Below are 21,956 nucleotides of genomic sequence, written 5' to 3' on the forward strand. Positions count from 1 at the left end.
ATAAGGGCATAAATATGCTTGTAGTTTGTTCAAAATAGCAGAGGATAAAGCTTTATTTTTCAGGGGTTTTCAAGTATCATTAAAAGAAAAAGGGAGGGTGTTTTATGGAGCTTGGGAATTTAGCACAGAAATTACCAGAGAAGATTAAAACAGTATGGCGTCAAGGTTATGCCATTGCGATTTTGATATTTTTGATTGCGTCAATTGGAGCAGCGATACTATTTTATTTTATTGATGTTTCGGTGTGGTGGAGTGCGATTGGTTTTGCATTCACGATTGGCTATTTTATTTTGACTTTTTTTTGTGATTGTACCTTTTCGCTGGGCTAGGTGGAGTTACCAAATTCGACATGACGAGATTGAGATTCAACATGGGATTATTTTTAGAAGTCGAGTTTTGATTCCGATGATTCGAGTGCAGCACGTAGAGACAGACCAGGGGCCACTGCTTAGGAAGCAAAAATTGGTGAGTGTTTCCATTTCAACAGCAGCAACGGTTCATACGATTGAGGCGGTTCGTGCAGAGGAATCAGATGCGCTTAGGCACCATATTTTAGAGCTTGTAAAGGTGGCGAAGGAAGATGTATGAAGATAGACGTCTGCATCCGATTGCGCTTATAAAAGAACTAATTGTTAGTGTGAGACAGAGCATTATTCCGATTGCTGTTGTTGCTTTTACAGTGTTTCGGAATCTAAGCGGTGAGGGGATTTTATCGTGGTGGATGTATCCATTACTTGTTTTGGCATTGATTATTTTGCTTCTTGCACCTGCACTTATTAAGTATTTTACATACCGTTATCGCATGGATGACAAGGGGATTCGCGTGAAGTATGGCTTATTTTTCAAGAAAAACATTTTCATTCCGTATGAGCGTATTCAGACTGTGCAGCAGAAACAGTGGTTTTTCTATATGCCATTTCATGTTGTCCAAATTTTAATTGAAACAGCTGGCGGTGGGAAAGCAGAAGCGGATTTGAGCGCGGTCCCTGTGAGTGTTGCACAGGAGTTGAAAGATTTGCGCGCAGGGAAGGTAGCTGAATTGGTGGAGGAAGAGCAACTTGAAACAGAAGAAATTCCTGTAGTTCAGGATAAGGACGAGAAGCCATTTTCGACATTTCAGCTAGAGGTGAAGGAACTATTATTAATGGCTGTGACGTCTGGTGGTGTGTTTGGGGTTTTTCTGATTATCCTTGCACTTAGTCAGCAATTTCGCGACGTAATTCCAACAGATTTTGTGGAAGAGCAATTTGATACGATTGTGCGATATGGTGCGGTTGTTCTTGTTATCATTGGACTTGTCGTACTGCTAATTCTTTGGGGGATTGCGATTGTTACAACGCTATTTAAGTATTTCCAGTTCAAATTGATGAAATTTGAAGATCACCTTGTCATTGAAAAAGGATTATTGCAGCGAGAGCATACTTCAATTGCCTTTGAACGAATTCAATCGATTAAATTAGTGGAATCGCCACTTCGCCAAATGTTGAAATTGGCATCGGTGCGTGTTGTGACGGCAGGTAGTTCAGGCGATAACGAACATTCTGGTGATATTCTCATTTTGCCAATTGTAAAAAAAAGCGAAGGCATTAGAGATTTTGCCTCAGTTTTTAGAGGATTACGAGTTTCCTGTTGAACACTTAGAGCGAGCGCCTAAGACAAGTTTGCGACGTTTTTTATTTATTAACGTGATTTGGACGATACCGGTTATTTTGCTCGTTAGCATACTATTGTTCCCATGGGGGCTATTCAGTTTAGTGTTACTACCTCTTTTTGCATGGAAGGCTTATGCAGCATATCGCGCAACTGGTTTTTGCACAACAGAAACGGAGCTTGTGATACAGGGACGACCATTTATTTCTAAACAGACGAATTTCATGCTGAAACGTCGGGTTCAGTCCGTGAACTACGCGCAAAGTATTTGGATGAAAAAAGGCAATGTTGTACATTTTTCGGTACTTTTAAAGTCAGGTCAAACGCATTTGAATGCTGGCGTTCATTATATCGCTGTGCAGGATGCGAATCAGCTTTATTACTGGTATCAGCCATCAAAATAAGTAAGCTTTATTCAGAAAGAAGGAACCTATTATGAAAAAAGTCATCATTATTGGCGGCGGGCTCACCGGGTTATCCGCGGCGTATTATTTGAACAAACAAGTAGATCAAGAAACCGTGGATTGGCAAATATTTGAGTCAGACAAGCAGTTTGGTGGGAAATTTAATACGATTCATCGCGACGGTTTTATTATTGAGAAGGGACCAGATTCTTTTTTAGCGCGTAAGCCGGCGGGATTGGAACTTGTTGAGGAGCTGGGATTAACAGATCAGTTGATTACGAATGCTACGGGGAAATCGTATATTTATCATGATGCAGCACTCCATCCCATACCAGAAGGTTCTGTAATGGGAATTCCAACTGATATTCGCGCGCTTTTGGAAAGTGATTTGTTAACGCAAGCTGGGAAAATAAGAGCGTTAGAAGAATTGATGTTAGATGGGAATGTGACAGACGCGGACCAGTCGATAGGAGACTTTTTTGAGTATCGTTTTGGAAAAGAGATGGTAATTCGTTTAATTGAGCCATTACTTGCTGGTATTTATGCAGGAAACATTTATGAAATGAGCCTGCGAGCTACTTTTCCGCAGTTTGAGAAGGTGGCGAAGGAACACCGGAGTTTGATGTACGGACTCAAAAGCCATCGACCAGAAATGATGAATACAACGGGGACAGCGAAGACGATTGGTGCTTTTCGAACGCTTAATGGTGGATTATCAACCTTGACCGATGCACTAGTTGACGCTCTTCCAGTAGAGCGACTACATGCTAACACGAAAGTCAAGGCGATTGAAAATACAACGGTCGTCTTGGAGAGTGGAGAGCGTATTATTGCGGATGCGATTATTATTGCTGCGACGCACGATGTTGTGTTGCAATTACTAGACGTCCCTGCAGTGGAGCCGCTTGCGGACCAGCCAATGACGAGTTTGGCAACGATTTCGCTTGCTTTTGAGAAAGATGCGGTTCCAGAGATTCCAGAGGGGACTGGGTTTCTGGTGGCGAGAACAAGTGATTACAATATCACGGCCTGTACGTGGGTGCATGAGAAATGGCCGCATATGGTACCTGATGGAAAAATTTTACTTCGCGGTTTCCTTGGAAAGGCAGGACAAATCGGGTTGCTTGACCAAACGGATGAGGAAATGGCAACTAAAGTGCAGGCGGATTTGAAAGAGATGATTGGACTTCAAGGCGAGCCATTATTTTATGAGGTGAGTCGTATGAAAGAAGCAATGCCGCAATACACGGTGGGGCACCAAGAACGACTAGCAATGGTAGAGGGAAATTTGAAGCATAGCCACCCAACTATTTTTCTGGCAGGAATGTCTTATCGAGGGGTGGGAATTCCTGATTGCATTCAAGCTGGGAAAGCAGCCGCTGATGAGGCAGGCCAGCTTTTGGAGCTGATGAAACAATGATTAAAGGTATCGGATTAGACATGATAGATTTAGATCGAGTGGAGAAGGTGTTGACGCATAATCCGCGTTTTGTAGAACGAATTTTGACGGAAGACGAGCAGAAACTACTTGGCAGGTATAGTGGTGTGCGCAAAGTAGAGTTTTTAGCAGGACGTTTTTCTGCCAAGGAAGCTTATGCAAAAGCGAACGGTACAGGATTTGGAAAAGAGCTTAGTTTTACGGATGTTGAAATTTTGACATTGCCAAATGGACGACCGATTTTGACGAAGCCGAAGCGATTGGATGAACAGGTTTTTGTTAGCATTACCCATACGGAAAGGAGTGCCGCGGCGCAAGTCATTATTGAAGAGGTAGATCGGGGGCGGAAAGAATGGCAGTAACGGGATGGCATCGTCCGACTTGGGTGGAGATAGATTGTGCGGCGATCCAGGCTAATATTCAGAATGAGCAAGCGCATTTACCGGACGACGTAGCTTTATTTGCTGTTGTCAAAGCGGACGCATACGGTCATGGAATGCTGGAAGTTGCAAAAACAGCAAAAAAGGCTGGTGCAAAAGGTTTTTGTGTTGCAATTTTAGATGAGGCATTAGCTTTGCGAGAAGCTGGATTCGATGATTTTATTTTGGTGATGGGTGCAGTTCCTCAATCGTTTGCTAGGCTTGCAGCGGAGAAACAGATTGCTTTGACAGTGTTTGATTTAGACTGGCTGACGGGGTTAGAATTGTTACCAGTAAATCTAGATGTTCACGTGAAAGTAGATACTGGTATGGGGCGATTGGGATTGCGTTCTATGGAAGCTGTTCGCGAGATAGAGGCGGAAATCGTTAAACGTGAAGATGTGACGTTAGATGGTATCTTTACACATTTTGCAACCGCAGATCAGTTGGAGACATCTTACTTTGAGAAGCAGTTAGCCTGTTTTCGTGAGGTAGTAGCTTCGATGGTGACGCGTCCAACATGGGTACATTGCGCGAACAGTGCTACGGCGTTATTGCACGATCAAGTTGATTTTGATGCTGTGCGGTTTGGGATATCGATGTACGGTTTAACGCCGTCACCTGAAATCATACCAGTGCTACCATTTGAATTGCGACCAGCTTTATCGTGGTATACAGAAATGGTACAAGTGAAGGAGTTATTTCCAGGAGATTGTGTTAGCTATGGTGCGACTTATGAGGCGAATGAACGCGAATGGGTGGCGACGCTTCCTGTTGGTTATGCAGATGGGTTTATTCGTGCTTATTCAGGGTTTGAAGTATCGGTGGACGGTGTTTTGATGCCGGTTATTGGTCGTGTTTGTATGGATCAATGCATCATTAAATTACCGCATAAATATTCTGTTGGGACAAAAGTGACGTTAATTGGTAGTCCGAACTCTGCAGACGTTGCGGCGAGACATTTAAATACGATTAATTATGAGGTCACTTGCCTTATTTCTGAGCGTGTTCCAAAAAAATACATCTGATTGAGGTATTTTACGTGCATAGTTTTTGATTAGGAATTATAATGAGAAAGTACACAACATATTTCCTAACTCTTAGGTATTCAGTCTAGCATGCATAATAGGGAATCAGGTCTAATAGCGTATTTTTTGGAAAAAACACTCCGAAAAGCCTTTCAATCGCGCGTCTATAGTGTTACGATATATATGTTATAGAGTAATACACAGCTGGGGGTGTGACGCGTGTTAGAAAAGACAGACACGACAGAAATCTGGGTAGAAATGACGCAGCAGGTATTGGACGACTTAGATGAGGCTCGGGCAAAAGAAAAAATGGGGCGGAGTGAAATAATTATGGAAGCAACACAACAGTTTTTACGTCAAAGAAAAGCACGCGAATTACGTGACGAAATGGAACGTGGGTATACCGAAATGGCTTCTATCAATTTCTCGATCGCATGTGAATGTACGCATGTAGAATCGGAAGCCGAGGATAAAAATTTACAAGTTTTAGGAGGATGAATGTGCCGATGGTGAAGCGTGGGGATGTTTACTACGCGGACCTATCTCCTGTTGTAGGTAGTGAACAAGGAGGGATACGGCCTGTTCTCATCATTCAAAACGATATTGGCAATCGGTTTAGTCCTACTGTCATCGTGGCGGCAATTACGGCAAAGATTTCTAAAGCCAAATTGCCGACCCACGTTGAGGCAGCTCGGAAACATGGCTTTGATCGTGACTCTGTTATTTTATTAGAACAGGTTAGAACGATTGATAAACAACGCTTGACGGACAAGATTACGCATCTGGACGACAGCTTGATGAATCAAGTAAACAAAGCGTTAGAAATTAGTATGGGCTTAGTAGATTTCTAAAATTGCGAATATTTGTGAGTAGTAAAGCTGATGTGTCTTCTACATAATTGATGATTAAGAATGGCTTTACTAGATGGAAGAGGTTGTACGTGAAGGTTTCGCGAAGATTTAAAGGGAACAAAAGAGAATTACATATTTGATGATACTTGAGTTTAGAATATAATGTCTGGCTTTTAGTACCGGACATGAGAGAAGCTTCTTAGGCTGTGGCAAACCCCATTTTGCTCCCCCCTTGCTTTTCTTATGTCTCTTTTTTTTAGAAAGATTAGACTAGGTTTCAAGCGAATGAGAAAGGTTGGAAAGATAAATATGTATAGAGATTTTGCGAATTTTATCCATACGAACAAAGATGTGTTGCTAAACAAGTGGATGGAACAGATGAAGGAACAGGCAGATCCAGCGATTCTACTGGTGACGAGCGATGTTCTATATGAGGATACAAGTCGCGAGTTTTTAGATTTGATTGTCGCGAATGTTTTGGGAACAAAAGATGGTTCCTTTAATGAGAAACTAGATGGTTTTTCAAGAAAAGTGGTACATCTTAATTGGTCGGTACATTTTGTAACGGCTGGTCTGCGAACATTTGGACTTTTAGTTTACAGCGAGATGAAGCGACAAGGATTATTTAATGAGAAAAAAGAGAATTTGGATGAGGATATTTACTATCATTTTGAGAACTGGTTATCCTCCATGTACAATGTGGTTGTGAATGCTTATGCAGAATCTTGGGAGAAGACAGTTTCTATTCAAAAAACGGCATTACAAGAGCTGTCCGCACCGTTATTACCGATTTTTGATGGAATTTCGGTGATGCCACTTATTGGAACGATTGACACGGAGCGTGCGAGATTGATTATGGAGAATTTGCTAATTGGTGTCGTGAAGCATCGTTCGGATGTGGTGTTAATTGATATTACGGGGGTTCCGATTGTAGATACAATGGTGGCGCATCACATTATTCAGGCTAGTGACGCGGTCAGATTGGTGGGATGCCAAGCGATGCTCGTTGGAATTAGGCCAGAGATTGCGCAGACGATAGTTAATTTAGGGATAGAATTAGATCAAGTTATCACGACGAGTACAATGAAAAAAGGCATGGGGAAGGCGCTCGCGATGACAAATAGAGAGATTGTAGAAAAAGAGGAGTGAGAGAATGGGAATTCCGATTTTGAAATTGGGCGAATGTCTATTAATTTCCATCCAGAGTGAGCTCGATGACCACACGGCGGTAGAATTTCAGGAGGATTTGCTTGCTAAGATTCATGAAACGTCTGCAAGGGGCGTTGTGATTGATATTACATCGATTGATTTCATTGACTCTTTCATTGCTAAAATTTTAGGCGATGTTGTCAGCATGTCTCGATTGATGGGAGCGACGGTAGTTGTGACGGGAATCCAGCCAGCTGTGGCGATTACGTTGATTGAACTCGGTATTACATTTGAAGGTGTCCTCTCCGCGATGGATCTAGAAAGCGGTCTGGAAAAATTAAAACAGGAATTGGGGGAATAGAGATGGAATTCCAATCCTGTGTCAAGATTATCAATGAGTGGGACATTGTCGCCGCTCGCCAGTTAGGAAGAAAAGTATCGAAGGAAATCGGTTTTGGTACGGTGGATCAAGCGCGTATTACAACGGCGATTAGCGAACTTGCCCGAAATATTTTTCTCTATGCGGGAACTGGAGAGATATGTATTGAGAAGATGGTAGAAGCAGGAAAAGATGGGCTAAAAATTGTTGCGAAAGACAAAGGCCCAGGAATACGAGATGTAAGGCAAGTGATGCAGGATGGTTACACCACATCAGGTGGCCTTGGTGCCGGTTTGCCGGGTGTAAAACGATTGATGGATACATTTGATTTAGTATCTAGCGTGGAAGAAGGGCAACAAGGAACCATTATTACAACACAAAAGTGGGTCCGCTAGGGGAGGACGACGCTAAATGGAAGATAGACAGGTCAGGGAGTTTAAAGAGAAATACCGCGACATTATGTTGAAATATTTAGAACATCAAGATGAAGAAATATTGTATTCGTGCGAAAAATTGACACGAGAGGCAATGGAAAGTCATGTATCACCCGAAGAGGTAGTGAATCTGCATCGTTCTATTTTAGAAGAATATGATGCAGATTTGCCAGAGTTTGTTTCTTCTTCATTTGATGTCCTGCTAGAAATGATGGTTGGTTACGGAATGGCTCACATGGAGCACCTTAGTTTACGGACAGAGCAGATAGCACTTCGTCGCGAGATTGCGCAAGCGGAAGATATGCAAAAAACGATGATGAAATCGGATATTCCGATGGTGGACGGGCTTGAGGTAGGTGCGGTAAGTGTACCGATGCGCCAGATGAGCGGCGATTTTTATAGTTTCACCAATGAGGGCGATAGTAAAATTAGCGTGACACTCGCAGATGTGATTGGTAAAGGGATTCCCGCAGCATTTAGTATGTCGATGCTGAAATACGCGGCGGATAACTATGGAGGAGATGCAAAGACTCCAAGTGAGATGTTGCAAAACTTGAATGTGGTTGCTGAAACGAATATTGCGGACAATATGTTTATTACGATGTTTTATGGCTTGTATGACACGAAGCGCCACTTATTTGAATTTGCATCGGCTGGTCATGAAGTTGGGCTATACTATAGTGCCAAAACACAACGCTTTACTGATTTGTATGCGCGAGGTTTGCCGCTTGGTATCGATTCAAGTGCTACGTATCGCGCTTTTGAGAAGGAAGTGGAGCTTGGGGATATGATTTTTATTATGTCGGATGGTGTGACAGAAACGCGGACTGCTGAAGGCTTTATTGAGCGCGAGGATTTGATTGCCGTTTTCAAGAAACGGATTGATTTGCCGCCTCAAGGTTTGGTTAAGGGGGTGTATGATCATTTGTGTAAAATGCAGGAATATGAGTTGCGCGACGATTTTACACTAATTTGTTTGAAACGTGTTTAAAGAAACGATATTTAGGGTAGGTAATTTGGATACACAAAAATGGGCGAGGTGAAGTGATGAATATCAAAGTAGAGATCAGAGAAAATGATAGTAATCATGCGAAAGTAGTTGTGGGTGGCGAGATTGATGCGTATACGGCGCCAAAATTAAAAGAGGCTTTGAGCGAATTTTTAAATCAAGAGAATTTTAGGTTACAGATTGATTTAGCCGAAGTGAGCTATATGGACAGCACGGGTTTAGGTGTTTTTGTTGGTCTATTTAAGAACTTGCGTGCAAAGAAAAGTGAATTAGAATTAATTGGTTTGTCAAATCGTATTTATCGTTTATTTGAGATTACTGGTTTGACTGATATTATTGAAATCAAAAATGTAGAGGGTGAAATGAATGGCAACAATGCATGACACGATTGAGCTAAAAATTCCGGCAAAACCTGAGTTCGTAAGTTTAGGACGATTAGCAGTATCTGGTGTCGCAAGCCGAATTGGTTTTTCTTTTGAAGCGATTGAGGATTTAAAAATTGCGATTAGTGAAGCGATTACGAACGCTGTAAAACATGCTTTTAGCGAAGAGGATAGTGGTGAAATTCAGATTACTTTCTCCATTTATGAAGATAAGTTAGAGGTGCGTGTCACGGATGAAGGCAAAAGCTTTGATCTGGAGAAGCGCAAGGCAGAAATTGGTCCATATGAAGAAGAAAGCGATGCGGATATGTTGCGTGTTGGAGGCTTAGGTTTATTTTTAATTGAGACGCTGATGGATGATGTTGAATTGCATTATGAAGATGGAGTCTCGGTAGTCATGACTAAATATATAGAGGAAAAGCAGGTGGAGGGGAATGCCAAAATTATCTCGACCTGAGGAACTGGCGGCAAGAGAGGAAGCCCGTGAAAAAGCCAAAGAGAAAGTGTACAAATGGATTAGTGATTACCAAGAAACCGGCGATGAGGAAGCACAGTATGAGCTTGTTGTTCACTATAAAAATTTGGTGGAATCCATTGCTCGCAAGTATTCTCAAGGTAAATCATTTCATGAAGATTTAGTGCAAGTTGGAAATATTGGATTGCTCGGTGCGATTCGCAGATATGATGCAACGTTTGGCAAAAGTTTCGAAGCGTTTGCGGTACCAACGATTGTCGGAGAAATCAAGCGCTTTTTACGAGATAAAACTTGGAGTGTTCACGTACCACGCAGAATCAAGGAGCTTGGCCCTAAGATTAAAAATGCGGTTGAAGAATTGACGCGGGAACTGCAACGTTCGCCGCAAATTAGCGATATTGCTGATTATATCGGTGCAACGGAAGAGGAAATTTTAGAAGCGATGGAAATGGGTAAAAGTTATCAGGCTCTATCTGTGGATCATTCGATTGAGGCGGATTCAGATGGAAGCACGATTACGCTTTTGGATGTTGTCGGTGGCGAAGATGATGGTTTTGAGCGAGTGAATCAACGGATGCTACTTGAGAAGGTACTACCAGCGCTTGATGAGCGGGAGCAGAAAATTTTGCAATACACGTTCATTGAGAATCGTAGTCAAAAAGAGACGGGGGATTTGCTGGATATTTCGCAAATGCACGTTTCACGGATTCAGCGTCAGGCAATTAAGAAATTGCGTGCGGCACTGCAAGATGAGGATTTAGATTAGATGAATGCGATGTGGCAGTCAGATGTCGACACGGAAGTTTATATTTTTCAACGTGCTAAACATTTACAGCAGCATTGTGGAGATCAAATTTTTATAGAAGAAAGTGCATCAGGAATTCTCTGTGCGTTGGTGGATGGTCTCGGCAGCGGAAAAGAGGCTGAGAAAGCCGCTAAAGCTGTGACAGAGGCAATTGATGCGAACAGCTCATTAAAGTCATTAGCAGACATTGTCGCGCGCTCAAACGAAGCAGTAGCGGGTTTAAGAGGTGCGGCAATTGCAGTATGGCGAGCAGACTGGGCGAAACAAAAACTGACGTATTGTGGCATTGGGAATATCCGATTTTATATGTTAGGAGAAGACGACAAATTAGTCTACCCAATCTCATCGACAGGTTTTTTATCAGGAAGAAAGCAAAAAATACGGACACAAGAATTCAGCTATCGTCCAGGCTCTACCTTCCTAATGCACTCTGATGGTCTAACGCTAGCGGGGGTTAAGAAACACCTTCATGCGAGAGGATCAATAGAAACGATAGGACACAATATTGAGAGTAACGTAGCGGACGTACCAGAAGACGATGTGACCTTTTTGGTTGGGAGAATGAAAAGCTGAAGAAGCCCGTTAGGCTTGAAAAAATTTGTTAGAGGGCGTAGTAAAAGTCCTCCTTTGACTTTTATGGAGACCACGAAAATTTCGAGGGCCTGGCTTCTGAAGCTGGATCACATGAAAAGCTGAAACGGCCCGTTCAGCTCCGACAAAAACTGGAGCGGCCGCAAGAAAAAGCCGCTCTTGCTTTTTATGGAGGGCGTGAAGTTTTCGAGGAGTTGGCTAAGAAGAAGGCAGTTTCATTACATTCAACTGCATATTGAGGTTCTAAAAAAGCAAACTACGCTTTTCAAGAACCACAACAAAGCTGGATCCGGAGGTGCTTCACGTGATGCAGTACATGGATTACATGCTCACTCCGTTCTCATGCATATTGAGGCTCTCATGAGTACTGCTTCTTATTTGATTCTAGTTACTTCCTGTTCTGCGCTTAAGAGCCACTGACGGATTACATGCTCACTCCGTTCTCATGCATATTGAAGCTCTCATGAGTACTGCTTCTTATTTGATTCTAGTTACTTCCTGTTCTGCGCTTAAGAGCCACTGGTGGATTACATGCTCGCTTTGCTCTCCTGCATATTGAGACTCTAATTCAGCACACTTCGCTTCTTAAGAGTCTCAACAATATCTAAAAGGATTTATCTGCGAAGTAAGGTGGATAGATCCTTGTTTCATTTTGCTGTGATATTAGAACCTACCTCATGTATTCTATGGTACAATGACAAGAGATGAAATTATGGAGGCAAAGATAAACATGGAAGAAATTTTAAAATTAGTACATACATCACTACCATACCGCCCGAATCAAATCAATGCGGTTATAAACCTACTTAATGAAGGAAATACCGTGCCGTTTATTGCGCGTTATCGGAAAGAAATGACTGGTAGCTTGGACGAGGTCGAAATTCGTAATATCGAAGAACGCTATGCTTATGTGGAAAAGCTAAAACAGCGTAAAGAAGAAATTTTGCGATTGATTGAAGAACAAGGCAAGCTTACAGAAGATTTAGCGACAGCGATTGAAAAAGCAGAGAAACACCAAGCGCTGGAGGATTTATATCGCCCATATAAACAAAAAAAACGCACCAAAGCAACGATTGCAAAAGAAAAGGGATTGGAGCCATTCGCGACATGGTTACTCACATTTCCACAATCAGGTGACGTGATGGCAGAGGCAGCGAACTATATTTCTGCCGAGCATGAAGTGGCAACGACGGAGGATGTCTTGCTAGGCGCACATGAAATTATAGCAGAGGTCATTTCGGATGAACCAACTTACCGAAAATGGATTCGCGAATTCACTCGAAAATTTGGTATGATGCAATCGGTTGGGAAAAAAGTAGAGCTAGACGAAAAATCCGTTTACGAGATGTATTATGAGTACCAAGAAATTATTGGGAAAGTAGCAAGTCACCGTGTTTTGGCATTTAACAGAGGCGAAAAAGAGGATATTCTGCGTGTTGGAGTTGTAGTTGATTCAGCTAAAATTATCGAGTACTTGCGCAAACAGGTGATTAAGAAGGCTGGTTCTATTTCAGAAATCTATGTCATTACCGCGATTGAAGATGCATACAAACGCTTTATTGGGCCTGCTATCGAGCGCGAAATAAGAGCTGAATTAACCGAGGTTGCGGAAGAACAAGCGATTCATATTTTTGCGGAAAATTTGCGGAAATTACTTTTACAACCGCCGCTAAAAGGAAAGATAATTTTAGGACTTGATCCAGCATATCGTTCGGGTTGTAAGCTTGCTTTGCTTGATAAAACTGGGAAAGTGCTCACCATTGATGTGATTTATCCGCATCCGCCCCAAAATAAAAAAGCCGACGCAAAGCAAAAAGTATTACAACTAATGAAGACATACTGTGTCGAGGTGGTAGCGATTGGGAATGGTACGGCATCACGTGAGTCCGAGCAATTTATTGCAGAGTTAATTAAAGAAGAAAAGCTTGACGCCTATTATTGCATTGTAAACGAGGCGGGAGCTAGTGTCTATTCCGCAAGTGATATCGCACGTGAAGAGTTTCCAGATTTCCAAGTTGAACAACGAAGCGCCGTATCAATCGGTCGCCGTTTACAAGATCCACTTGCCGAACTTGTAAAAATTGATCCGAAATCTGTCGGGGTTGGCCAATATCAACATGATGTAGCGCAGAAACAGCTCAACGACACGCTAACATTCGTCGTGGAAACAGCGGTAAACCAAGTGGGAGTCAATGTGAACACGGCCTCAGCATCACTTTTACAATATGTCGCTGGGCTCAATAAGACGGTTGCTGGGAACATTCGCAAATACCGCGAGGAAAACGGGCCATTCGCATCACGCAAAGAGCTTAAAAAAGTACCACGCCTAGGTGCTAAATCATATGAACAAAGCATCGGATTCTTGCGTATTTTAGAAGGCAAGCATCCACTTGACGCGACAGCAATCCATCCAGAAAGCTACGAAATAGCAGAAAAAATTGTGATTTCAGCTGGATTCAAACTGACAGATCTTGGCTCACAAGAACTTAAAAGAGCATTGGCCCAATTTAGCTTGGCAGAAATGGCCGCAGAACTTGAAGTCGGAAAAGAGACGCTTCAAGATATTGTAGATTCACTTGTAGCGCCAGGACGTGACTTGCGTGATGAGCTCGATGCACCGCTTTTGAAGCAAGATGTTATTTCAATGGAAGATTTGAAAAGCGGAATGGAACTCCAAGGAACAGTGCGCAATGTTGTTGATTTCGGAGCTTTTGTTGATATCGGTGTAAAACAAGACGGTCTTGTGCATATTTCGAAGCTAAGTAAATCTTTTGTTAGCAAGCCGATGGACGTTGTTTCGGTAGGTGATATTGTAACTGTTTGGGTGGATGATGTTGATCAGAAAAAAGGGCGGATTTCGCTAACGATGCTAAGCCCTGATCAAGGGAAGTAAGCAAATGATGACAGAACAAGAGTTGCAACGACATATGGAGAGCGTGTCGTTGCAATTTTTCCAGAAACGATTTCGACATCAAGCCCATTTTAATTCGCGCCTACGAACGACTGGCGGGCGTTATTTGCTAAAAAGCCATGTTATCGAGATGAACCCGCGCTATCTTGAGAATTTTGGTTTGGAATATTTTATCGGGATTATGAAGCATGAGTTGTGCCATTACCATCTCCATCTTGAAGGAAAAGGCTACCAGCATCGTGATGCCGATTTTCGAGAACTCCTCGCCAAAGTTGATGCTCCGCGTTTTTGTCAGGCGATTCCGACTGCGCAAAAAATGCATTGCTACGTCTGTTTATCGTGCCAAACCGAGTTTTTACGCAAGCGCCGTTTTGATGTAAAGAAGTATCGTTGCGGTCGCTGTAATGGCCGATTAGCTTACATGGAAGAAAAAATTGTGAGTAGCTGAAAATGTTTTGCTGAAAATAGTCAGATAAAGCTTGATTTTTTTAGCGTACCTGCTTATAATGTAAAGAGTCAGCAGAAACAAAATGATGCTATTCCACAGTAGCTCAGTTGGTAGAGCAATCGGCTGTTAACCGATCGGTCGCAAGTTCGAGTCTTGCCTGTGGAGTTCTTTTTATGCGTATACTAAGCTGGCAATGTTATATGGGGAAGTACTCAAGTGGCTGAAGAGGTGCCCCTGCTAAGGGTATAGGTCGTTAACGCGGCGCGAGGGTTCAAATCCCTCCTTCTCCGCCATATAATACACATTCAAAACGATGCTGAAGTGTCGTTTTTTTTACGTCCAAAAAAGCTTCTTACTCTTACAAAGTGACATTATTGTAACTTGGCACAACTGGATTCTATGATAACTAGACTACCTGTCCCAAAATTAAAGCCAGATTTTCATCTAGTCTATCAAAGGCGAGGCGAAGATTTGGCTTTTTAAGATGGTTATCTTAGCTTTGTATCCTATTCTAGTGGCTCAAACAAAAAAAGCAGAAGACAAAAATCTTCTACTCGTAAAATCAATCTATAAAAAATTCAAACTTAGTCCATGGTTCCATGTAATCCAATAAGAAAATTTCCTCATCTCGAATCCGACCAACCACATTAGTCTTTCCTCGATTTTCCATATCTTTTAGAGCAATTTGTAATTCCCCTTTGTACTGCCCATATAACTCGTTCTCAATTAAAATATCACCGCGTCTGATGTTTGGTGTGAACGTTGGCTTGAATGCTTCGTCACGGTACTTCACGCGAGATTGTGTAGAACGGATGAAGTAATCAGACACATCACCACGATAAAAATGAGGCTCTTCTGTCACAATTTTGCGCTCGAGCGGTGTAATTGTATCGTGAAGCTGTATGTTCAAGCCAAATTTCTCTGCGCGGAGTACGGCGCTAAGTTTTGCGATTTCAGCCTCAGATGCGTAGGCATTGGCCACAATAATGTCATCGATGAGTTTTGTTGCGAGAAGATGCTTCGCCTGCGTATCAATCGGCAAACCACGGTGCATCTCAAGTGTGCATAAACCTTCTGTGACTGGCCAAGGACCGTATGTCGCGTCGTTGGAATGGACAAATGCTGCCGTACGAATCTGAAAACTTCGGAAGCGCTCGCTACACTTCACAAAATAATCATAAGAAAGTCCAGCGTAGCGATGTGGATAAAAATTATGAGATCCAATTAAATTTTCTCGGTTCGGCTGAAAATCGATAATATTATTCAAATAATTGGTGTCATTACTCATGTTGATTTCAATTTTGAGACCGTATGGATTGAATGTCATTGCAGCTTCCTCACTACCGGTAAAGCCCATATCTAATCGAATCCCATAAGCACCAAGCTCGTGGAAAAAAGATAAATCATCATAGGAAATATGAAGCGCTTCGAAAATCCGTGGTGAAATATCAACCAAAACTTCCAGACCAAGCGCATTCGCATGGCTAATCGTCTCTTTAAACTCGCGCAAAATCTTTTCTTTATCGCCACTCACTGATAATAAACAAGTGAAAACGCGCGTAAAACCATACTTATGCGCTAAATCGATGTACGCCTTATCTTTTTCAGGTGTCGAATGCTCGGGATAAATCGAAATACCAAGTTTATGCATGAGCGGTACCTTCTTCCTTATATTTTAGTGGCGGGTAGGTGACGTTTCCAAGGATGACATGATCGCGTGCACCGGTCGCCTTAGGAACGTTCGATGGTCGACCGTGCAATGTTTCATAAGCTAATAATCCGAATGCGACGGCCTCTTTTGCATCTGAAGAATAACCGATATCTTCCTGCGTCAAAACTGCGCAACGTCCTTCTAAAAGTTCTGCTAAATAGCGTAGCAATGTCTTGTTATAACTGCCACCACCGCTAACAATCACTTCATCAATTGCCATTTTTTGAAAAAACGAATTGTTCGTAATTCGAAACAATGGTTTTGGCAGTGAACATTGTTAATGTCGCAATTAGATCTTTTGGTGCCAAATGTCCGTATGTAAGCAGCAGCTCATCGGTATATTCCTTCCCGAAAAGTTCGCGCCCAGTCGATTTTGGAATCGCAGCCGTGATAAATGGATCTTCCATACAGTAGGCGAGCAACTCCTCGTTTACAACACCTTGAGCCGCTGTTTCACCGCCATCATCATAGCCATGCCCAAATAAGCGCAACATCAAGTCATCGATAATCATATTTCCAGGCCCTGTATCAAACGCAAAAACTTGATTAATCGTCGCATTTTTCGGCATTACTGTCACATTTCCGATACCACCGACATTTTGCAAAAGTCGATTTTTATGAGCGTCACGATAGAGTAGTAGTTCTGTGAATGGCACGAGCGGCGCACCTTGACCACCAGCAGCCATATCCATCGTACGGAAATTTGATACAACGGTTGTTCCTGTGCTATACGCAATTACAGCTGGTTCGCCGATTTGTAATGTCGAAGCAGCAAAATTCCCTATCTGTTCGGGCTGGTGAAAAATCGTTTGGCCATGTGAGCCAATCACGCCAAGTTCTGATGCCGCAATGCCATTTTTACTACAAATCATTTTTACACTTTCCGCAAAAAGCACGCCTAATTTGAAATTTAAACTACAAATAAGCTGTGAATCGGATTCCTCGATACTCAAACTTTTGCGAATTTCTGCTACGATTCCAGGTTGAAAGGGTACGGTTTTAAAATCAATTAGTTTTGTGGATAAGTTGCCATTCTTTTCTTGGATATCAAGTAAAGCCACGTCCACGCCATCAAGTGATGTGCCAGACATTAACCCAACAACATACATATTATTACCTCCTTATTTTAGCTAACATACATTAAAAAGTAACAGCTTGCCGTACATACTAACGTAACGATTGCTGTAAAAATGGATGCCTGTTTTTTTGATTTATAAAAGCCATGTTTCGCAAGTAGGATATAAGAGAGTGCTGCGCTACTGGCAAGGCTCGTAAGTAGGAACAGACCGAAAGCCCTTGAAACACCAAGGCTTGTAAGTATTGGTAAGAAAATAAGATTGGCTAGGATCGTGATAGTGAAAAAGATGACAGCGCTTTTGTAATTGAATTTAATCCATTTGCTATTCGTTTCCATATGAAAACCTCCCTTTTTGAATAAAGAGGGACAATAAAGCTAACTGTCCCTCTTTGTGTTCTTTGTTAAGCTAAATTCGGTTCATTACTATGCGTTTCTTTATTTTCCTCTGTCTGTGCTTTTTCTTCCTCCAATAGCTTCTGATCATACATTTTGAAGAATGGGATGTAAATGACAAATGATATGGCTATATTGACGAGGACAAGAACGATAGCTCGCCAGTCGCCACCTGTTGAAAGATAGGCGCCAATTGGAGCAGGTAAAGTCCAAGGTGCCATGACATAGGTTGGGGAAATGAAACCAAGTGTTGTTGCAAAATAAGAAATAGTCGTTGTTATGAGTGGGATGAAGATAAATGGAATAATTAACATAGGATTTAGTACAATTGGTGTCCCAAAAATAACAGGCTCATTGATATTGAAAATACTCGGAACTAGTGTCGTTTTGCCGAGCGCTTTCAAATAACTAGATTTAGAAAAGAACAGCATTGCAAGTACTAAACCGAGTGTTGCGCCAGAACCGCCAATCCAAACAAACCACTGGAAGAAAGTTTCTGGTGCTACGTGAGGAATGGGACTACCAGCAGCTACAGCCTCAGCATTGGCACCTAAATACTTTTCCCAAAGAGGCCTTGCAACTGCTCCAATAACGGAAATCCCGTGAATACCGAAAGACCAGAAGAAACCAATTAAAAATACAGGTAAGAGGACACCGAATAAGGTATCACCGGCTTTTACAATAGGTGAAACTGCTTGATCGACTAGTGAATGGACATCGATACCGAGTACAACCGTGATTAATGTCATAAATACAACAACAAAAGCAACAGGTATAAGTGCTTCAAAAGATCTTGCTACACTAGGTGGGACTTGTTCCGGCATCTTGATTGTGATATTTCGTGTTTTACAGAATCGCATAATTTCAACAGAAAAAATGGAAACAATCATGGCCATAAATAATCCATGCCCGCCGAGATTAGCCATTGGTAGGACAAAGCCGACTTTATCAAGTGCGATTGGTGTCAAGGTAAGCAAGAACGAAGCAACAGCAATTTGCCCACCAGATAGCGGATCAAGCTTGTAACTTTTCGCTAAATTGTAACCAATTCCAAAAGTGATATACAGGGACATAATAAACATCGTCATCCTATAAGGAATTAAAATTTCGAAGGCGTGCGCCTGGGCCCATTGATAGAGTGCGGTACTCTCAGGAACCGGTGGAAATGCAACAATCAAGAACATACTACCGACAATGATAAACGGTAGTGACGAAACAACCCCATCCCGAATCGCGCGCAGATGCCGTTGTTCAGACAGCTTTGCCATGGGCATCGACAAATATTTTTCTAAAAAATTCATAAATGTTTGCATAATGACTCTCCCTTTTTGTTTGATAAGTATAGTTATGTATCGTCTCGCTGTTAGACTAGGGTAACCCCTCCTTTTTTTGTTATGGTAATTTACTTCTCAACGTGTATTCTAGTTCATTTGAAATAAAATGTCAACGTTTACAAAATTGAATTAAAAATTTATTTCAAACAATTTGAAACATGAAATAGATTGATACGAGCGGGATAGAGCGCTTTTTTTTAGTATGTATAATTGTGATATATAATTAATTTTTCTAAAAAAATAAGTTGAAATCAATCTTTGAAGATGATATATTGAACCCGTAATCGTCATCTGGAAAATATTATAAATTTGACGATATAAAAAAGGGGGATGAAAAATGAAAAAATGGGCATCAATGTTAGTCATACTTGTATTAAGTGTATCGGCTTTTTCCTTGACGGTACAAGCGGAAGAGGGGACGCAAGGACTTACAAAGTTTATAAAAAAAGCAGACGGGACATACGGTTATGATGCAAATACACCGGTTTTCTATTACAATGGTTCCAGCGAGCAAGTCCAAATTCCAACGACATACACGCAAGATAAGGAGCAGTTTAAGAGTTCCTGGGTTGCAACAATTGCCAATCTGAACTTTGCAAAAGTAGGATCAGAATCGGCTTTTCGGGCACAATATGACACGGTATTGGACGACTTTGAATCTTGGAATATGAATGCGGTTATTTTTCAAGTTCGGCCACTCCTTGACGCGTTCTATCCATCGAAAATCAATCCGTGGTCGGAGTTTATTGCAAATGGTGTACAGGGTGCAAATCCTGGATATGATCCGCTTGCGATTATGGTGGAGGAAACGCACAAACGGGGGATGGAATATCATGCTTGGTTTAATCCATATCGTGTGACGAATACGAAGTTGACAACACAGAGCGTTTTGACAAAAATCGGTGCAACCAAAGAGGAAGCGCTTGCAATGACGATTCCAGAACAGATTGCAGCATGGCATAAGGCTGGACTTTTAGCTGATACGAATTATGCTGTTTTGCATCCTGAAAATGTTTTGCGTTTTGATGAGAAATTATTCCTTAATCCGGGTATTCCGGAAGTGCAAGATCATGTAGCAGCAACGATTGAAGAAGTCGTGACGAATTATGATGTGGACGCGATTCATTTTGATGATTATTTCTACCCATATCGCATTACGGTAGACGGTAAGAATGTGCTTTTTGGGGATAAGGGGGAAGATGCGGAAACATTCGCGAAATACGGTATTCCAGCGGGCTATCCGAATACAAAAGCGGGCATCGATGACTGGCGTCGCGATAATATTACAACGCTTATTGATAAGGTGAAACATGCGATCGATACGAGCAACCAAGCGAAGAAAACTGCCGTCCAATTTGGAATTAGCCCATTTGGTATTTGGGAACACAAGGCAAATAATCCGCTCGGTTCCAACACACCGACGGGATCTTCGCAGTCTTATTCACAAAGTATTTTTGCTGATACGTATCAGTGGATTAAAGACGAGAAAGTAGATTATATGGTGCCACAAATTTATTGGAGTTTTGACCAAGCAGCGGCTCCATATGGGGATTTGGCAAGGTGGTGGAATAAGGCTGCAGAAGGAACACACGTGCAAATTTACGTTGGGCATGCGAATTATAAACATGTAGGAAACGGTGGCTTTGATGCCGCATGGATGAACCCAGCCGAAATTCCGAATCAGATGCGCTTTAACCAGTTACTAAATCAAGTTTCTGGGAGCGTCCTGTTCAGTTATAACGATATTAAAAAGAGCAATATCGCGAGCATCCCAGACGCACAAAAGCCAGCTAACCAAGCAAAAAATGACTCGATTGATCTTTTAAAAGAAACCTATTTTGCAACCACCTCATTGACACCGAGTAAGCCGTGGCTAGCGCATCAGGCCATTGCCGCACCACTTCAAGTCAAGCAAACCGCGGATACACTCACGTGGTCAGACACAGCTACTAATTCTGCGCGTTACTATGTCGTGTATAAAGGGGCAGGAACAGCAGAGGAAATCATCGCCAACCCAGCCAATATCGTTACAAAAATTTGGAGCGGAGATGGGTTAGAATTCAGCTATCCAATTAGTGAGACTGGCACGTATGTAGTGACTGCACTGGACGCAGCAAGCAACGAATCAGCACCAATTATTGCCCAAATTCCAGGCGCTGATGTAACTGTTTTATATCAAGATGAAAACGGTGGAGAAATCGCACCATCTGAAACTTTACAAGGGAATATCGGTGAAAATTTTGCAGCGGAAATCAAAGTGATTGCGGGATATACGAAAAAAGACGCACAAGTAACTGGAACGTTCACAGATCAAGCCCAGACAGTTGTTGTGAGCTACACGAAAGACCCAGAGGAAGTCGTCTTACCAACAGAACCGGATCCAGAACCGACACCAAAGCCCGAGCCAAAACCAACACCGGATCCAGCACCAAAGCCTGATGGAACCATCGTTATTCCACCAGAAAAAGAGATTGTACCACAACAACCAGAAAAAGCGCCAAGCCTTGAAAAAGTAGCGCCAAAATCAGAACCTAGCAAAGAAAAAGGATTGCTACCAACAACCGGTGATAAGTCGACGGATTTAGCTATCGTCTTGGGACTAGTACTTAGCATGACAGGTGTGCTAGTATTACTTCGTTGGAAAAGAAGGCAAGTTTAAGAAGTGAGAAAAGAGTCTCTGTTTACATAGACAGGGACTTTTTTTTAGAAATTTGGAAATAGGTATTGCATGATTTGAGGAGTATGCTATAATGAGAAAGTTGGCTTGAGAGCTAGCAATAACGGCCCGTTGGTCAAGCGGTTAAGACACCGCCCTTTCACGGCGGTAACACGGGTTCGAATCCCGTACGGGTCATAGCGATAATTTGTGTATACGTGGGGTAATCTTCCCTGAAAAACTGGCGGAATACAAAGGCTTTCGCTCGAATTGTGTAATCATAGGTTGGTTATGAATAAATATTCATGTTTTTTGAAATTATTATTGACATGTTTGGGAAGCAATAATATAATATTAGTTAGTGTTAATAGAGCGGTCGTGGCGGAATGGCAGACGCGCTAGGTTGAGGG

The 21,956-nt window shown here is 42.1% G+C and carries 19 protein-coding genes, 3 tRNA genes and 3 pseudogenes; 21 read left to right on the forward strand and 4 right to left on the reverse strand.

The genetic code is table 11. The features are described from left to right. The first annotated feature begins 104 nt into the window (after window positions 1-104). From PROCOU_RS16765 to PROCOU_RS13380, 19 genes and pseudogenes are all read left to right on the forward strand, one after another. Window positions 105-588 (forward strand): annotated as a pseudogene (locus tag PROCOU_RS16765) (PH domain-containing protein). After that, window positions 581-2,054, forward strand: a pseudogene (locus tag PROCOU_RS13290) (PH domain-containing protein). The pseudogenes PROCOU_RS16765 and PROCOU_RS13290 overlap by 8 nt, the downstream one beginning before the upstream one ends. A 31-nt stretch (window positions 2,055-2,085) precedes the next feature. Next, entirely contained in the window at window positions 2,086-3,474 is a 1,389-nt protein-coding gene (gene hemG / locus PROCOU_RS13295; RefSeq protein WP_036073240.1) for a protoporphyrinogen oxidase, read from the forward strand. Beyond that, window positions 3,471-3,854 carry a holo-ACP synthase gene (gene acpS / locus PROCOU_RS13300; RefSeq protein ID WP_036073242.1) on the forward strand — a complete coding sequence of 128 codons (384 nt, stop codon included), beginning with the start codon at window positions 3,471-3,473 and terminating at the stop codon, window positions 3,852-3,854. The genes hemG and acpS overlap by 4 nt, the downstream gene beginning before the upstream one ends. Next, window positions 3,845-4,939, forward strand: a complete 1,095-nt coding sequence (alr, locus tag PROCOU_RS13305) for an alanine racemase (protein ID WP_036073245.1) — start codon at window positions 3,845-3,847, stop codon at window positions 4,937-4,939. The genes acpS and alr overlap by 10 nt, the downstream gene beginning before the upstream one ends. A gap of 219 nt (window positions 4,940-5,158) precedes the next feature. Then, window positions 5,159-5,437 carry a hypothetical protein gene (locus PROCOU_RS13310; RefSeq protein WP_036073247.1) on the forward strand — a complete coding sequence of 93 codons (279 nt, stop codon included), beginning with the start codon at window positions 5,159-5,161 and terminating at the stop codon, window positions 5,435-5,437. Window positions 5,438-5,445: 8 nt separating this feature from the next. Next, a complete protein-coding gene (locus PROCOU_RS13315; RefSeq protein ID WP_036073294.1) occupies window positions 5,446-5,790 on the forward strand; it encodes a type II toxin-antitoxin system PemK/MazF family toxin in 345 nt (114 codons plus the stop codon). A 309-nt stretch (window positions 5,791-6,099) separates the two neighbouring features. Then, window positions 6,100-6,939 carry an RsbT co-antagonist protein RsbRA gene (locus tag PROCOU_RS13320; RefSeq protein ID WP_036073250.1) on the forward strand — a complete coding sequence of 280 codons (840 nt, stop codon included), beginning with the start codon at window positions 6,100-6,102 and terminating at the stop codon, window positions 6,937-6,939. Between the two features lie 4 nt (window positions 6,940-6,943). Further along, window positions 6,944-7,300 carry an STAS domain-containing protein gene (locus tag PROCOU_RS13325; protein WP_036073255.1) on the forward strand — a complete coding sequence of 119 codons (357 nt, stop codon included), beginning with the start codon at window positions 6,944-6,946 and terminating at the stop codon, window positions 7,298-7,300. Window positions 7,301-7,302: 2 nt separating this feature from the next. Further along, window positions 7,303-7,713, forward strand: coding sequence for an anti-sigma regulatory factor (locus tag PROCOU_RS13330; protein ID WP_036073262.1), 411 nt, complete (start codon window positions 7,303-7,305; stop codon window positions 7,711-7,713). A 16-nt stretch (window positions 7,714-7,729) separates the two neighbouring features. Continuing rightward, complete coding sequence (locus tag PROCOU_RS13335) at window positions 7,730-8,743, forward strand: PP2C family protein-serine/threonine phosphatase (protein ID WP_036073264.1); 1,014 nt, start codon at window positions 7,730-7,732, stop codon at window positions 8,741-8,743. A 56-nt stretch (window positions 8,744-8,799) separates the two neighbouring features. After that, window positions 8,800-9,144 (forward strand): STAS domain-containing protein, encoded by a 345-nt coding sequence (locus PROCOU_RS13340; protein WP_036073266.1) that lies wholly within the window; start codon window positions 8,800-8,802, stop codon window positions 9,142-9,144. Continuing rightward, the gene (rsbW, locus tag PROCOU_RS13345; protein ID WP_036073268.1) at window positions 9,128-9,601 is read left to right on the forward strand and encodes an anti-sigma B factor RsbW; all 474 of its coding nucleotides are present in this window, start codon (window positions 9,128-9,130) and stop codon (window positions 9,599-9,601) included. The genes PROCOU_RS13340 and rsbW overlap by 17 nt, the downstream gene beginning before the upstream one ends. Beyond that, entirely contained in the window at window positions 9,579-10,385 is an 807-nt protein-coding gene (gene sigB, locus PROCOU_RS13350) for an RNA polymerase sigma factor SigB (RefSeq protein ID WP_036073271.1), read from the forward strand. Before rsbW ends, sigB begins: the two co-directional genes overlap by 23 nt. A 9-nt stretch (window positions 10,386-10,394) precedes the next feature. Then, a complete protein-coding gene (locus tag PROCOU_RS13355) occupies window positions 10,395-10,997 on the forward strand; it encodes a PP2C family serine/threonine-protein phosphatase (RefSeq protein ID WP_376700398.1) in 603 nt (200 codons plus the stop codon). A 748-nt stretch (window positions 10,998-11,745) separates the two neighbouring features. Next, the gene (locus PROCOU_RS13365; RefSeq protein ID WP_243832087.1) at window positions 11,746-13,908 is read left to right on the forward strand and encodes a Tex family protein; all 2,163 of its coding nucleotides are present in this window, start codon (window positions 11,746-11,748) and stop codon (window positions 13,906-13,908) included. A 7-nt stretch (window positions 13,909-13,915) separates the two neighbouring features. Then, window positions 13,916-14,374, forward strand: coding sequence for a SprT family protein (locus PROCOU_RS13370; protein WP_036073295.1), 459 nt, complete (start codon window positions 13,916-13,918; stop codon window positions 14,372-14,374). Window positions 14,375-14,466: 92 nt separating this feature from the next. Beyond that, a tRNA-Asn gene (locus tag PROCOU_RS13375) sits at window positions 14,467-14,539 on the forward strand. A 37-nt stretch (window positions 14,540-14,576) separates the two neighbouring features. Further along, window positions 14,577-14,667 (forward strand) — tRNA-Ser (locus PROCOU_RS13380). Between the two features lie 269 nt (window positions 14,668-14,936). Here the strand turns inward: PROCOU_RS13380 and PROCOU_RS13385 are convergent. The 4 genes and pseudogenes from PROCOU_RS13385 to PROCOU_RS13400 form a co-directional block, all read right to left on the reverse strand. Further along, complete coding sequence (locus tag PROCOU_RS13385) at window positions 14,937-16,025, reverse strand: DUF871 domain-containing protein (protein ID WP_036073282.1); 1,089 nt, start codon at window positions 16,023-16,025, stop codon at window positions 14,937-14,939. Then, window positions 16,018-17,194: pseudogene (anmK, locus tag PROCOU_RS13390) on the reverse strand (anhydro-N-acetylmuramic acid kinase AnmK). Before anmK ends, PROCOU_RS13385 begins: the two are co-directional and overlap by 8 nt. A 17-nt stretch (window positions 17,195-17,211) precedes the next feature. Continuing rightward, window positions 17,212-17,499 (reverse strand): hypothetical protein, encoded by a 288-nt coding sequence (locus PROCOU_RS13395; protein ID WP_036073284.1) that lies wholly within the window; start codon window positions 17,497-17,499, stop codon window positions 17,212-17,214. 65 nt (window positions 17,500-17,564) lie between these two features. Then, window positions 17,565-18,869, reverse strand: coding sequence for a PTS sugar transporter subunit IIC (locus PROCOU_RS13400; RefSeq protein ID WP_036073286.1), 1,305 nt, complete (start codon window positions 18,867-18,869; stop codon window positions 17,565-17,567). Window positions 18,870-19,227: 358 nt separating this feature from the next. On the opposite strand from PROCOU_RS13400, the gene PROCOU_RS13405 reads away from it, so the two are divergent. Beyond that, the gene (locus tag PROCOU_RS13405) at window positions 19,228-21,549 is read left to right on the forward strand and encodes a family 10 glycosylhydrolase (RefSeq protein WP_036073288.1); all 2,322 of its coding nucleotides are present in this window, start codon (window positions 19,228-19,230) and stop codon (window positions 21,547-21,549) included. 123 nt (window positions 21,550-21,672) lie between these two features. Then, a tRNA-Glu gene (locus PROCOU_RS13410) sits at window positions 21,673-21,744 on the forward strand. Window positions 21,745-21,956: the final 212 nt, after the last annotated feature.

It is taken from the genome of Listeria rocourtiae FSL F6-920 (assembly GCF_000525975.1).
Lineage (GTDB): Bacteria > Bacillota > Bacilli > Lactobacillales > Listeriaceae > Listeria_A > Listeria_A rocourtiae.

What these genes read in the sequence shown, in the direction of transcription:
- PROCOU_RS13405 (WP_036073288.1), top strand. Translation starts at nt 19,228, where the DNA reads ATGAAAAAATGGGCATCAATGTTAGTCATACTTGTATTAAGTGTATCG.
- rsbW (WP_036073268.1), top strand. Translation starts at nt 9,128, where the DNA reads ATGGCAACAATGCATGACACGATTGAGCTAAAAATTCCGGCAAAACCT.
- PROCOU_RS13325 (WP_036073255.1), top strand. Translation starts at nt 6,944, where the DNA reads ATGGGAATTCCGATTTTGAAATTGGGCGAATGTCTATTAATTTCCATC.
- PROCOU_RS13400 (WP_036073286.1), bottom strand. Translation starts at nt 18,869, where the DNA reads ATGCAAACATTTATGAATTTTTTAGAAAAATATTTGTCGATGCCCATG.
- PROCOU_RS13320 (WP_036073250.1), top strand. Translation starts at nt 6,100, where the DNA reads ATGTATAGAGATTTTGCGAATTTTATCCATACGAACAAAGATGTGTTG.
- hemG (WP_036073240.1), top strand. Translation starts at nt 2,086, where the DNA reads ATGAAAAAAGTCATCATTATTGGCGGCGGGCTCACCGGGTTATCCGCG.
- PROCOU_RS13355 (WP_376700398.1), top strand. Translation starts at nt 10,395, where the DNA reads ATGTGGCAGTCAGATGTCGACACGGAAGTTTATATTTTTCAACGTGCT.
- PROCOU_RS13315 (WP_036073294.1), top strand. Translation starts at nt 5,446, where the DNA reads ATGGTGAAGCGTGGGGATGTTTACTACGCGGACCTATCTCCTGTTGTA.
- sigB (WP_036073271.1), top strand. Translation starts at nt 9,579, where the DNA reads ATGCCAAAATTATCTCGACCTGAGGAACTGGCGGCAAGAGAGGAAGCC.
- PROCOU_RS13335 (WP_036073264.1), top strand. Translation starts at nt 7,730, where the DNA reads ATGGAAGATAGACAGGTCAGGGAGTTTAAAGAGAAATACCGCGACATT.
- PROCOU_RS13330 (WP_036073262.1), top strand. Translation starts at nt 7,303, where the DNA reads ATGGAATTCCAATCCTGTGTCAAGATTATCAATGAGTGGGACATTGTC.
- PROCOU_RS13385 (WP_036073282.1), bottom strand. Translation starts at nt 16,025, where the DNA reads ATGCATAAACTTGGTATTTCGATTTATCCCGAGCATTCGACACCTGAA.
- PROCOU_RS13365 (WP_243832087.1), top strand. Translation starts at nt 11,746, where the DNA reads ATGGAAGAAATTTTAAAATTAGTACATACATCACTACCATACCGCCCG.
- PROCOU_RS13395 (WP_036073284.1), bottom strand. Translation starts at nt 17,499, where the DNA reads ATGGAAACGAATAGCAAATGGATTAAATTCAATTACAAAAGCGCTGTC.
- PROCOU_RS13370 (WP_036073295.1), top strand. Translation starts at nt 13,916, where the DNA reads ATGACAGAACAAGAGTTGCAACGACATATGGAGAGCGTGTCGTTGCAA.
- acpS (WP_036073242.1), top strand. Translation starts at nt 3,471, where the DNA reads ATGATTAAAGGTATCGGATTAGACATGATAGATTTAGATCGAGTGGAG.
- alr (WP_036073245.1), top strand. Translation starts at nt 3,845, where the DNA reads ATGGCAGTAACGGGATGGCATCGTCCGACTTGGGTGGAGATAGATTGT.
- PROCOU_RS13340 (WP_036073266.1), top strand. Translation starts at nt 8,800, where the DNA reads ATGAATATCAAAGTAGAGATCAGAGAAAATGATAGTAATCATGCGAAA.